The sequence below is a fragment of the Emergencia sp. 1XD21-10 genome (assembly GCF_009936045.1).
GTDB lineage: Bacteria > Bacillota > Clostridia > Peptostreptococcales > Anaerovoracaceae > Senimuribacter > Senimuribacter intestinalis.
This window is the reverse complement of record NZ_QWEQ01000023.1, coordinates 13,358-25,379: the sequence shown is the minus strand read 5'-3', so window position 1 is coordinate 25,379 and position 12,022 is coordinate 13,358. Positions and strand designations below refer to the sequence as shown.

Annotated in this window: 12 protein-coding genes; all 12 read left to right on the top strand. The window is 44.0% G+C overall.

Annotation, left to right across the window (positions count from 1 at the left end):
* The first annotated feature begins 63 nt into the window (after positions 1–63).
* The 12 genes from D1151_RS13195 (at position 64) to D1151_RS13140 (ending at position 12,012) form a co-directional block, all read left to right on the top strand.
* The gene (locus D1151_RS13195) at positions 64–741 is read left to right on the top strand and encodes a B12-binding domain-containing protein (protein ID WP_160200601.1); all 678 of its coding nucleotides are present in this window, start codon (positions 64–66) and stop codon (positions 739–741) included.
* Between the two features lie 17 nt (positions 742–758).
* Positions 759–2,126 carry a uroporphyrinogen decarboxylase family protein gene (locus tag D1151_RS13190; RefSeq protein ID WP_160200600.1) on the top strand — a complete coding sequence of 456 codons (1,368 nt, stop codon included), beginning with the start codon at positions 759–761 and terminating at the stop codon, positions 2,124–2,126.
* Positions 2,127–2,199: 73 nt separating this feature from the next.
* Positions 2,200–2,910: a hypothetical protein gene (locus D1151_RS13185; RefSeq protein WP_160200599.1), complete on the top strand. Its 711-nt coding sequence runs from the start codon at positions 2,200–2,202 to the stop codon at positions 2,908–2,910.
* 12 nt (positions 2,911–2,922) lie between these two features.
* Positions 2,923–4,740: an ASKHA domain-containing protein gene (locus tag D1151_RS13180; protein WP_161909205.1), complete on the top strand. Its 1,818-nt coding sequence runs from the start codon at positions 2,923–2,925 to the stop codon at positions 4,738–4,740.
* Between the two features lie 49 nt (positions 4,741–4,789).
* A complete protein-coding gene (pylB, locus tag D1151_RS13175) occupies positions 4,790–5,812 on the top strand; it encodes a methylornithine synthase PylB (RefSeq protein WP_161909204.1) in 1,023 nt (340 codons plus the stop codon).
* Positions 5,809–6,927: a 3-methylornithine--L-lysine ligase PylC gene (gene pylC / locus D1151_RS13170; RefSeq protein ID WP_161909203.1), complete on the top strand. Its 1,119-nt coding sequence runs from the start codon at positions 5,809–5,811 to the stop codon at positions 6,925–6,927. Before pylB ends, pylC begins: the two co-directional genes overlap by 4 nt.
* Positions 6,928–7,015: 88 nt before the next feature.
* A complete protein-coding gene (gene pylSc / locus D1151_RS13165) occupies positions 7,016–7,858 on the top strand; it encodes a pyrrolysine--tRNA(Pyl) ligase large subunit (protein WP_161909202.1) in 843 nt (280 codons plus the stop codon).
* 27 nt (positions 7,859–7,885) lie between these two features.
* The gene (pylD, locus tag D1151_RS13160; RefSeq protein WP_161909201.1) at positions 7,886–8,701 is read left to right on the top strand and encodes a 3-methylornithyl-N6-L-lysine dehydrogenase PylD; all 816 of its coding nucleotides are present in this window, start codon (positions 7,886–7,888) and stop codon (positions 8,699–8,701) included.
* Between the two features lie 611 nt (positions 8,702–9,312).
* The gene (locus D1151_RS13155) at positions 9,313–10,230 is read left to right on the top strand and encodes a GTP-binding protein (protein WP_161909200.1); all 918 of its coding nucleotides are present in this window, start codon (positions 9,313–9,315) and stop codon (positions 10,228–10,230) included.
* The gene (gene pylSn, locus D1151_RS13150; RefSeq protein ID WP_160200592.1) at positions 10,230–10,556 is read left to right on the top strand and encodes a pyrrolysine--tRNA(Pyl) ligase small subunit; all 327 of its coding nucleotides are present in this window, start codon (positions 10,230–10,232) and stop codon (positions 10,554–10,556) included. The genes D1151_RS13155 and pylSn overlap by 1 nt, the downstream gene beginning before the upstream one ends.
* A gap of 9 nt (positions 10,557–10,565) precedes the next feature.
* Positions 10,566–10,940 (top strand): PadR family transcriptional regulator, encoded by a 375-nt coding sequence (locus tag D1151_RS13145; protein ID WP_160200591.1) that lies wholly within the window; start codon positions 10,566–10,568, stop codon positions 10,938–10,940.
* Positions 10,941–11,013: 73 nt separating this feature from the next.
* Positions 11,014–12,012, top strand: coding sequence for a lysine exporter LysO family protein (locus D1151_RS13140; protein WP_161909199.1), 999 nt, complete (start codon positions 11,014–11,016; stop codon positions 12,010–12,012).
* Positions 12,013–12,022: the final 10 nt, after the last annotated feature.

Below are 12,022 nucleotides of genomic sequence, written 5' to 3'. Positions count from 1 at the left end.
AGAATAAGAAAGACTATAAATTTGTTATTTTTCTATTCACACGTATGTAAAGGAGGCGCATATTTGGATAAGCAGGATTTATTCAGAAGAGCGAAAGATGCCATTGTTGATGCTGATGAGGCAAAAGCTCTGCGTATTATCGAGGAGGCAAAGAACGCAGAATTTGATCTCCTGGATTTACTGCTGTCTGGGTTTGGTGCCGGCAATGACGAGATAGGTTCACTATTTGATAGAGGTGCTCTGTCTCTGCCTGAATTGATCTACGCGGCAGAAGTGATGAAGAGTGTGACAAACACAATTCTAAATTTATTAAATGAAAATGAAAGACCGGTTCCTGAGAAAAGAGGAAGAATCTTACTGGCTACCGTAGCGGGTGATGTACATGATATAGGCAAAGGTATCGTGGCTTCCACCTTGCGGACAGCGGGATTTGAGGTAATCGATCTTGGGTGTGAAGTTCCCGTTGAGACGATTATTGAAGAGGCCAGACGATATAAAGCAGATATTATAGGCACCAGTGCGCTGCTCACCTCTACTATGACAGAGCAGAAGAAGCTGGAGAAGCTTCTGATGGAAACCGGCGAAAAAGAAAGCTTTATTACCATGGTTGGAGGAGCGCCGTGCACACCGCGCTGGGCTAAGAAAATTGGTGCCAGCGGCTACAGTGAAGATGCCATTGAAGCGGTTAAGGTAGCACTTCAGCTTATGAAAGAAAAAGAAGAGCAAGAAAAGAATTCGTAAATGTGGAGGAAAATAAAATGGGCAAAGAACTTATTTTTCAGGCGCTGAGACATGAAGAAACCAAGGAACTTCCTTGGGTGCCTTTTGCAGGTGTGCACGTTGGTAAACTGAAGGGCTACACTGCAGAAGAAGTTTTAAGAGATGAAGACAAATTGGTAGAATGCTTGATTGAAGCAAACAAATTATATACACCGGATGGACTTCCTGTCATCTTCGATCTGCAGGTTGAAGCAGAAATTCTGGGATGTGACCTGATGTGGGCTGAGAACAATCCGCCTTCAGTAAAGAGCCATCCGCTGGCAGCAGAAAAGACTATCCCTTGCAAATGCAAGATTCCTACAGAAAATGACGGCAGACTTCCTATGATTCTGTCTGCTATGAGAAGAGTCAAAGAAGCAATTGGTGAAGATACTGCTCTGTATGGTCTGATTTGCGGACCATTCACTTTAGCATCTCACCTGCGTGGAACTGATATCTTTATGGATATGGTAGGTGACTCCAACTACGTAAAGGAACTGGTAAACTATTGTGCTGAGGTTTCCATCGCTATGGCTAAGATGTACATCGATGCTGGTATGGATGTTATCGCAGTCGTTGACCCGCTGGTATCCCAGGTATCCCCTAAGCACATCGAAAAGATGCTGTCTGATGGATTCAAAGCAGTATTTGACTATGTAAGATCCAGAGGTGCTTACTCTGCATTCTTCGTATGTGGTAATGCTACTAAGCAGATCGAAGTAATGTGCAAGATGAACCCGGATGGCGTTTCTGTTGACGAAAACGTTAACTTGGCAGAAGCTAAGAAAGTTACTGACCAGTACAACGTTACTATTGGTGGTAACATTCCTCTTACTACTACCATGCTGCACGGTAATCAGGAAGACAACATGAAGGGTGTTATTGACCTGATTGACTCCATTGATAACCATAAGAACCTGATTATTGCTCCGGGATGCGACATGCCTTATGATACACCGATTGAAAATACAATCGCTTGCGCACAGGCAGTGAAGAATCCTGACAGCACCAGAGAATTAATTAAAAACTACGAAACTGTCATCGATGATTCCAACATCGAAATTCCTGACTATGAAAACCTGGATAAGGTTCTCATCGAGTTGTTCCTGCTCGACCCTGAACAGTGCGCAGCCTGCACCTACATGCTGGCTTCCGTAGAAGATAACTGGGATGATCTGAAGGATATGGCAGAATACAGAGTATACAAATACTTCATCAAAGATGATATCGCAAGAACCAGAAAGATGGGCATTGCAAATCTGCCGACTATGTGCATTAACGGTGAGCAGAAATATATTTCCATCATCCCTTCCAAGGATGAATTAGTTGCATCTGTAAAAGAAGCACAGGCTAAATTAAAGAAATAAATCACTTTGAATGATTGGTAAGGTGGTAGGCCGGTGGTCTATCACCTTATTATTTTGTTCAGCGAGGCAAGGTATGAAAAATCAAAAAATATCTATAGAAGAGGCGAAAGCGTATCCTCTGGCAGAGAAGCGCTTTATCAGAACTTGCGGTTTTAATCTGGAAACCGAAAAGCATCAGCGCATGATGAAGATGGGCATGGATGTGAGAAACAAGGGGATAGACGGCATCAAAATCGATGCCCTGGTGTCGTATTATGGCAGTGAAGTTTATCACGACAGCAAGGTGCAAATAGGAGATACGCAAATCTACTGCAACTATTTCGAACAGATTCCCAAAGAGTGGGTAGAGGGTGTTTACTTCTATATGCTCACCGTTGGTGAATGTCTTTTTTCCAGTGAAGAAAATATAATGGATTTTTTATATGCTGATATTTGGGGAACGAATTATGTAGACGCTGGCGTTGAAATCTTGAAAACAAGACTTCTAGAGGATTTGAAGCAGAGGTTTCCAAAGCGAGATCTGTATTTATCCGATGAGTTTGGTCCGGGATATTTCGGTATGCCGGTCATAGAATCCAAGAAATTTTTTAATATATTGGACGGGGCTTCTATCGGGGTTTGGGTGAAGGACAGCGGACTGATGATTCCGCAGAAAACCTGTGCGGGCTTATATTTGGTGCTGAACAGGCAGGGCGTAAAGGCAGAACCGGAGTGTATGCAGTGTAGGGGCAATGCTTCTGGATGTCAATTTTGTGCAGTTAGAGCGGAAGCTGAGACGAATTAGAGGGAGGTAGCTATGAAAATTACTTTTTTACCACAGAACATAACTTGGGAAGCAGAAGCTGGCGAAACCATTTTGCAGGCAGCGGTGAAAGCCGGCGTAAATATAGACGGAAACTGTGCAGGTATGGGAACCTGCGGAAAGTGCAAAGTAAAGATTATTGAAGGCGATAGACAGACCGTAAATGACCATCACCACAAACTGTCTGAAAATGAAATTGAGGCAGGGTGGAGACTGGCATGCTGTCATCCCGTATCTGAGGGCATGATCATCGAAATGCCGGAGTCTGAAACTACAGCTTCCAGAAAGAAAAAGCTGATTCATCTGCCGGAAGGCTTTGAAAAAGTGCCGCAGGTAGAAAAAATCTGTGTGGAAGTGCAGGCGTCTGACATCAACGATCAGAGAAGCGATGCGGAGAGAATGATTGAAGCGCTGGGCTTTGAAAACCTCAGCTGTACTTTTTCTGTAACGAAAAAAATCCCGGAAGTGCTTAAAGCTGGCAATCTGGTTACAGCAACTCTTCGCGGCGATGAAATGATTGATTTGGAAGCTGGAGACACCACTTCTGAAAATTACGGCGTTGCAGTGGATATTGGTACGACTACAGCAGTTGTTATGCTTTGGAATGTACAGACAGGTGAGATGATGGATGTTTCTGCATCTACTAACCCGCAGGGGGCATACGGCGCTGATGTTATTTCCAGAATCACGTTTGTAATGGAAAAAGAAGGCAATCTGGATGTGATCCACGATGTTATTATCGATTGTATCAATAAGGCGGTGGAAGGCTTTGCTGCGGAGCACCACTTTAACCCTGCAAATATATATCAGTACGTGGTAGTAGGCAATACGACAATGAGCCATATTTTCCTCGGTGTAAATCCTGCCCAGCTGGCGGTATCGCCGTTTACACCAGTATTTACTGAAGGTCTCTCTGCAAGATGCGAAGAGCTGGCGCTGACAGGGCATAAAGATGCGCAGGTGCACGTGGCTGGCAATATTGCAGGTCATGTGGGCTCCGATATTACAGCGGGCATTATCACAAACGATTTGATGGACTGCGATAAAGGACACCTTTTTATCGATATCGGCACCAACGGTGAAATCGTACTGACCGGAAACGGAAGAGCGGTAGCTTGCTCCACAGCGGCAGGACCTGCTTTTGAGGGAAGTTCCATCAAACAGGGTATGCGTGCTGCAAGAGGCGCCATTGAGAGAGTGGACATTCTAAAGGATCGTGTAGAGATTGCGGTTATTGGCGATGCAGAGCCAATCGGTATTTGCGGATCCGGCATTATCGATGCTGTAGGTGAGCTGATTCGTACCGGTATCGTGGATAAATCAGGCAGACTTCTTGGAAGAGAAAAGCTGGCAAAGAAGGGCATTTCAGAAAATATCCTGAAACATATAAAAGAGGACGACAAGTCCAATGATTTTGTGTTATACTTTAGTAAAGACGGCAAAAGTGATGTAGTTATCACACAGAAGGACGTCAGAGAAGTGCAGCTTGCAAAGGCGGCTATTTCTGCTGGCATTACGATCATGATGAAAGAAATCGGGATTACCAAAGATACTCTTGAAAAAATCAGTATCGCAGGTGCTTTCGGCAACTACATCAGAAACACCAGTGCAATCAATATCGGTCTGCTACCGAAAATTGCAGAGGAAAAGATTTACTCTCTTGGAAATTCCGCAGGTATCGGCGCTTCCATGATTCTCCTTTCAGAAAGAAGCAAAGAAGAAGCAGAGGTGGCGGCAAGAAGAATCGAGCATATCGAGCTTGCGGCAAGAAGCGATTTTCAGGATCAGTATATGATGGCAATGATGTTTTAATGTCTGCTTGTGAGAAAGGATTGACAAAAAAGACGAGACGGAGGAAATCATGTTAGATTTTAGCAGAAAAGATTATTCCAAAGAAGAACTGCTGCGTATCATGGCTTCAGATGACCCTGAGATTTTACAGGCTTTATTCAGCCAGGCGCGGAAAATCCGAAAGGAAGTGCAGGGTAATAAAATCTTTGCATATGGATTTGTGTATTTTACGACCTATTGCAGAAATAACTGCAACTTCTGTTATTACAGAAATTCTAACAAAATCGAGAGATACAGAAAGAATAAAGACGAGGTTCTTGCTATTTCAAAGTCCTTGATTGACTCCGGCGTCAATCTCATTGATTTGACCATGGGAGAGGATCCGCAATATCATGCTGAGGACTTTGAAACTGTCTGTCAGATTATTAAAGAGATAAAAGAGGTTTATGATACGCCGGTGATGATTTCACCGGGTGTCGTAAATCACAATATTATTGATAAATTTGCAGAAGCAGGAGCGGATTTTTATGCGCTTTATCAGGAAACCCACAACAGAGAACTTTATGCGAAGATGAGAGTTGGACAGGATTACGATGCCCGTATGAATGCGAAACTTTACGCAAAGGAGAAGGGGATTTACATCGAAGAAGGTCTTCTTGCAGGTATTGGCGAAACGAGCGAGGATATCGTGGATTCTCTTTTGACGATGGGTGAAATCGGCGCGAGACAGGTGCGCGTCATGAGCTTTATTCCCCAAGAGGGAAGTCCGATGGAAGACTGCAAGACTCCGGATCGAATTGAGGAGCTGAAGATCATCGCTCTGATGAGACTTTTGTATCCGAGTGCCCTGATTCCGGCGTCTTTGGATGTGGATGGCATAAAAGGCTTAAAGGATCGGATCAATGCAGGTGCTAATTTGATTACTTCCATTATTCCTCCTAAATCCGGCTTTATGGGGGTTGCCCATAGTACTATGGATGTAGATGAAGGCGGTAGAACTGTGGAAGAAGCAGCTTCTATTCTGGATGAAATGGGACTGCGAATTGCAAGCAAAGAAGAATACGAAGCATTCCTTCGGCAGGTGCGCCCATGAAGGTCGCAATTATCGGAGGAAAGCTGCAGGGAACAGAGGCGGTATATCTGGCCTCTGCCTGTGGCTTTGAGAGCATTTTAATCGATAGTAATCCAAATGTTCCCGCTGCCGGTCTTGCAGACCGTTTTGTCTGTGGGGATATCACGGCCAGTGATGAGGCTGTGATTGCTGCCATGATGGAAGCGGACTTTGTGCTGCCTGCCAACGAAAACGACCGAGTTCTTGAAGCAGTTTGCAGAATTTGCGAGGAGAAGGGGCTGCCCCTTGCCTTTGACAAAGCAGCCTATGAAATTACCAAATCCAAAAAAAAGTCTGACAGGCTGTTTTTGGAAAACGGCATCCCGGCGCCTCGCTATTATCCGGACGGGAAAGCGCCATACATCATGAAGCCTTCAGGGGAAAGTGGTTCGGCAGGCGTGACTTATGCCCGCAGCAAAGAGGAGGTAGAGACGTTTTTAGCAAAATGCACGAATCCTGAAAACTGGATTGTACAGGAGTATTTGGAAGGACCGTCCTATTCTATTGAAGTCATCGGTATTCCGGGCAATTACAGAACCTATGCGGTGACGCAGATTCATATGGATCAGTTCTACGACTGTTGCAAAGTGACCTGTCCGTGTCCAATTACAAAGGAGCAGGAAGCGAAATTTTCTATACTGGGTAAAAAACTGGCGCAGCTTGTCAAGTTGCACGGCATCATGGATGTGGAAGTCATTGACGACGGCGAGGATTTTAAGGTGCTGGAGATCGATGCCAGAATTCCGAGTCAGACTCCCATTGCTGTGCTGTACGCATCGGGAATAAACGAACTATCGGAACTTGCAGACATCATCGTAAAAGGCGAATTTATGACGCCGCAGTGCGATCTGGGAAGATTCAGTGTCTATGAGCATTATCGCCGTGAGAAAGATGCAGTTGTGCAGGAAGGTGAACATATGATGAGCGATGCCGGACCGCTGGAGAAACGAATAGACTTTTGCGGCAGCAAAGTGAGCCTTCTTGACGAAAAAGAAAACGGAGATTTCTGCGGCATTTTTGTAAACTGGGCTGATTCAAAGGAGAAATTGGAAGCACAGAGAGAACAAATTTTGAGAAATCTAAAAACCTTACCATAAAATTAAAAAATATTGTTAACAAAACAATATTGGTTATGATACAATACTGGTAGAATGAATTTGAAAAAGTTGCAGAGGAGTGCTGATTATGGAGAAATTTACCGTAACACAGGCAGAAAGAATCGGAGAACTCAACGGCAGCAAAGAACTGATTGAAGCTGAGTTTGAAACAAAGGCGGAGCGTGATCAGGCTTTTCGCAAGGCTGAGAAAGAGTTGGTTCGTGAGAGTCGTGCCAAGATTAAGTCGCTCCTCGATGAGAAGCATATCACACAGAATATTCTAGTTGGCAGAAGTCTGGAAGACTGGCTGATGGGTGAAGGTTTTACCAAGGTGGTGACGCCTACCATTATCACCAGGGATATGCTTGCGAAGATGACGATTGATGAGTTTCACCATCTGTCAGAGCAGGTGTTTTGGCTGGACAAGAAGAGATGTCTCAGACCTATGCTTGCACCAAACCTGTATGTAGTGATGAGAGAACTTCATCGGATTACGGGAGAGCCTGTTAAGATTTTTGAGCGTGGCTCCTGTTTCAGAAAGGAATCTCAGGGAGCTCAGCACATGAACGAGTTTACCATGCTCAACTGTGTGGAGCTTGCCGCCATTCCAGAAGGCGGTCAGCTTGAGGAAATGAAGCGCTTGGCAAGATGTGCCATGGAAGCACTTCAGGTTCCGGAGGATGAATACGAGTTTGTTGTAGAGGAATCCACCGTTTACGGACATACTCTTGATATTGAGATTAACGGCATGGAAGTCGCTTCCGGCTCCTACGGTCCGCATTTTCTCGATGCGCAGTGGGGGGTATTCGATACTTGGGTAGGTATCGGGTTTGGAATTGAACGTCTTACCATGGCATTAAATAAGAGCAAAACCATCAAACGTTATGGCGGAAGTATCGCTTTTATCGACGGTCAGCCGCTGAATGTATAATTTTGAGATAGATAAGAGGAATTTCTGATGACAAGACTTAGAACAGAATGGATTACTTACATGCTGGATGGCATGGAGGAATATAACAGGGATTTAGCTGCTAAGACAGGCATGGATCTTGCTGCACTTATGGCGGATACTTTCTGTGTCAGCAAGTTCGATTTAGCTGCGGCACAAAAGAACATAAAAGTTGCTGTAGTTCCAATCACCCAAGGTGAAGGGATTATCGGAAGTTTCAGCGAGTCTGTGGCAGCCATTGTGAGATCCATGGGATTTTGCGCAGACGTAATGCCTAATACCGATGTAGACGGAATTTACGATGCAACTCTCGGTGGCTATGACGTACTGTTCTTTGCTGATGATATCCGATACTTAGCATTGAATATCCGTTCTGGAAAGGCGTCTGACAATAATTATGCTACAGCGCTTGGGTTTGTTAAGGCTCTGCTTGCAATGATGAAAAGACAAGGTGAGAATATTGCTGAGGCAAAGATTCTGCAGATTGGCTACGGTATCGTAGGAAGAGAATCTGCAGCAATTTTAAAAGCAATGGGCATAGATTTTGACTTATATGACAAGAATCCTGCTGCGATTACTGATTTTGAAGGAAAGACTATTTCTACAAAGGAAGAAATCAAGGATTATCAATATATTTTGGATTTTACCAATGAAGGTGAATGGCTGCACAGAGAAGATCTGCGTGCGGATGTCATTTACGCAAGTCCGGGTGTGCCATATTCCATGGATGAAGAGACAGCTGCAGCTTTTGAAGCGCAGTCTGTTCACGACAATCTGGAAATCGGCACAGCAATTATGCTCGGAGAAAGTTTGTTTGGTAAATAAAACTGATGTGGGGTGCGGATCGTATGGATCACATGGACTCTAAATCCATGCAGCCGGGTGAGACTCCCGGGCACCTCGCCATTATGACCTAACCCGGTTTGCTGTAAGGCAAACCGTTGGCAGGTCTCACATCAGGCTTTCCCAAGAGTGCGAGCACTGAAAGTGCGAAGCATGATTGGAAGAAAGCTACGGTGAAAGCCGATTTTCATAAGGTTGTGCAAAATACGCTGGAGCCATTTGAAATGCAAAACTTTGAATGTAAGGGTTGTGCAAAATGAACAAGATTAGTTTAAAATGCACAACGCAACGAATCAAGGTTGTGCCAAAATGAGTGAAAACACCTAGCAATGCAAAACTTTATACACTGGGAATGGCGTAAAACGGACTAAATGTGCCTAATTGCAAAGGCCAGCAGGGATAGGGTTGTGCAAAATGAATATAATTAATCCGAAATGCAAAACTTTGAAAGCTGGAATTGTGCAAAATGTACGAGATAAGCTGAAAATGCACAACACGGCAGCGCAGGATTGCGCAAACTAAGTGAAAATCATCAAATATGCAAAACTGTTGCCGAGGAAAAGCGGCATTCTAACATAGAAGGAGAGTAAACCATGATTCAGATTGTACTGCTCAGTGGATTTTTAGGTGCAGGCAAGACCACGCTGATGCAGCGATTGTTAGACACCTATCAGGAACATAAAATCGGCGTCATTATTAATGAATTTGGAGAAATTAACATCGACGCAAAGCTTGTAAGCAGAGATGGTATTGATATTGCGGAACTGTCAAATGGTTCTATTTTCTGTGCTTGCATTAAAGACAAGTTTGTAGATGGGTTGATTGAGATGTCGAAAACCGACATTGAATATCTTTTCATTGAGGCGTCCGGTCTTGCAGATCCTTCCAACATGGGCGACATCGTTGATGGAATTAAGAAGGATACCAACGATAATTACCTGATTAAAGGAAATATCTGTGTAGCTGACTCCTGCAACTTTTTGGAACTGGTAGAAGTGCTGCCAGCGCTGGAGAGACAGGTGAAGCATGCCAATGCAGTGATTGTCAATAAAATGGATTTGATTGATGACGAAACTTTTAAAGAAATTGCTGAAAAAATTGCTGAAATCAATGAGAGCACTAAGATTTATGCGGCAACCCACTGCGACGTAGATATTAAAGATATTGTAGATAACTTTGCGCCGAGCCTGGTGAGAAGCGAAGATACAACCAACACTTATGAGAGCAGACCGCAGACTTTTATCGTCAAGGCAGATCAGCCTGTGGAAAAAGAAAAACTCATCGCTTTTATCAAGTCTATTTCTGACAGCAGCTATAGAATCAAGGGGTTCTGTCAGACCATCGAAGAAGGCACGGTGGAAGTCAGCGGTGTGGTCAATAACTTGATTATTACACCGTGGAAGACTGAGGAAAAAACAGAAATCGTCGTAATTTCATCGGTAGGGATTAAGATGATGAGTCTGATTACAGAGAACGCAAAGAATATTCTGGAAGGAAGGTTCTATATTTAATGGCAGAGGCAAAGAAGAGGTACTATCGAAAAAACGTAGAACTCTTTGTTTTACTCAATAAGATGAAGCTATGGCCGGCGAGAAGCGGTCAGCTTCATGGAATTAGAGAGATTGATCTTGCGGGAAAGTACATTACCATTACGACCCATTGCGGAAAAAGCATGCGGCTTTACAATTCTCGTAATTCCAGGGCTGCAAGGTGGCTGAGGAATAAATGGGCACTGAAGCCGTGTAAGCAGTGTAAAGTTCCTGAGTGGAAGCTGGAAAAGTATTCTAAGACCATGTTTGATTCTCATTATGGAAGCGATTTAGTGCATAAAGAATAGGAGATTTTCATGTATATTGATATGGACTGCCCTTGTCAGGGCAAGAATTTGGATAAGTTATTACAACCATTGATCCTTTGCATTTTACTGCAGGGTGGCGATATGCACGGCTTTGCAATCCTGAAAGAAATCGGGAAGATTCCAAGGTTCGCAGACAAAGTACCTGATGCGACAGGTGTGTACAGATATTTGAAAAAAATGGAAAGCTCCGGACTTTTGACTTCCAAATGGGAGCTTGAGGATTTGGACGATGCGGGAAAACCTAAACGAATTTTCAGCATCACACCCGAGGGAAAGGGTTGTCTTGCCAACTGGGCGCAGGCGCTTTCTGATTATGAAAGCTATATTCATCAGCTGATTGAAATGATTCACCATTCGATTTAAGTGCATATAAAAAATTGAAAACGGAGCGCAATGCTCCGATTTTCGCTATATGAGTAAAAATAGGAGGCATTTTATGGCATACGTTTTACTGTATCTGGCATGTATGATTGTTTGTTATTTTGTTGCCAGCAAATTGCGCAATCACAGAGAAATCCTCAGTAAGATTATTAATGTGGTAACTTTAGCCAGCGTTTTTATGCTGGTTTTGATGATGGGGATGCGCATGGGCTCTAATGAAGAGATTATTGCCAGTCTTGGCACCATTGGACTGCAGGCTTTCATCTTTACTATTGTAGTTGTAATCGGCGGTGTTTTTTCAGTCATGGCGGCTAGAAAGCTGCTGGGAATTGATAAGTTCGGCAGATTAAAAGCGCAGGCAAAAGGTCAGACTAATGATGAAATCGCAGAGAGTGAAGCAGAAGCGGATACAGAAGAAGGCGGTGGTTCAGCGGCTTTGATGACCTGGCTGATTATCATTGCTGTGGTGCTGGGACTTTTGTTCGGTTACTTCTATCTTCGTGTCAATGTAGCAGATATTGATGGCTTTAATGATAAAGTGGGTAATGTAATGACTTTAGGGCTTTGCATTATGATAGGAAGCATTGGATTTGATATGGGGCTTTCGGGAACAGTCATTGCGCAGGTGAAGCATATTGGATTTCGGGTGCTGATATTTCCGGCGGCGGTTATCGTTGGAACGGCTGTTTCTTCTGTGATTGTAAGCTTTTTTTTGCCGCTTTCGGTTCGTGAGTGTATTGCAATCGGTTTTGGATTTGGCTGGTATACCTTTGCACCGGTGGCGATTTCCAGTGCAGGTTACGTTATGGCGGGAGCAGTGTCCTTTATGCACAATGTCTTTAGGGAAACCTTTGGCATTATTCTGCTTCCGATTCTAGCAAAGAAAATCGGCTATATTGAGGCGTGCAGTCTGCCCGGTGTGGCAGCGGGGGATATGGGCTTATCGCTGGTGGAGAAGGCCTTGCGACCTGATATCGTAGTGTATTCCTTTGCTATCGGCATGTCGGAAAGCATTTTGATTCCGCTGCTGGTTACGATGGCGATCGGTGCATAAGGTAATTTGT

Excerpts from the sequence above, each read along its gene's own strand:
- pylD (WP_161909201.1), top strand. The coding sequence starts at position 7,886 with ATGACAAGACTTAGAACAGAATGGATTACTTACATGCTGGATGGCATG.
- pylSn (WP_160200592.1), top strand. The coding sequence starts at position 10,230 with ATGGCAGAGGCAAAGAAGAGGTACTATCGAAAAAACGTAGAACTCTTT.
- D1151_RS13155 (WP_161909200.1), top strand. The coding sequence starts at position 9,313 with ATGATTCAGATTGTACTGCTCAGTGGATTTTTAGGTGCAGGCAAGACC.
- D1151_RS13180 (WP_161909205.1), top strand. The coding sequence starts at position 2,923 with ATGAAAATTACTTTTTTACCACAGAACATAACTTGGGAAGCAGAAGCT.
- D1151_RS13140 (WP_161909199.1), top strand. The coding sequence starts at position 11,014 with ATGGCATACGTTTTACTGTATCTGGCATGTATGATTGTTTGTTATTTT.
- D1151_RS13190 (WP_160200600.1), top strand. The coding sequence starts at position 759 with ATGGGCAAAGAACTTATTTTTCAGGCGCTGAGACATGAAGAAACCAAG.
- pylB (WP_161909204.1), top strand. The coding sequence starts at position 4,790 with ATGTTAGATTTTAGCAGAAAAGATTATTCCAAAGAAGAACTGCTGCGT.
- D1151_RS13185 (WP_160200599.1), top strand. The coding sequence starts at position 2,200 with ATGAAAAATCAAAAAATATCTATAGAAGAGGCGAAAGCGTATCCTCTG.
- pylC (WP_161909203.1), top strand. The coding sequence starts at position 5,809 with ATGAAGGTCGCAATTATCGGAGGAAAGCTGCAGGGAACAGAGGCGGTA.
- D1151_RS13145 (WP_160200591.1), top strand. The coding sequence starts at position 10,566 with ATGTATATTGATATGGACTGCCCTTGTCAGGGCAAGAATTTGGATAAG.
- pylSc (WP_161909202.1), top strand. The coding sequence starts at position 7,016 with ATGGAGAAATTTACCGTAACACAGGCAGAAAGAATCGGAGAACTCAAC.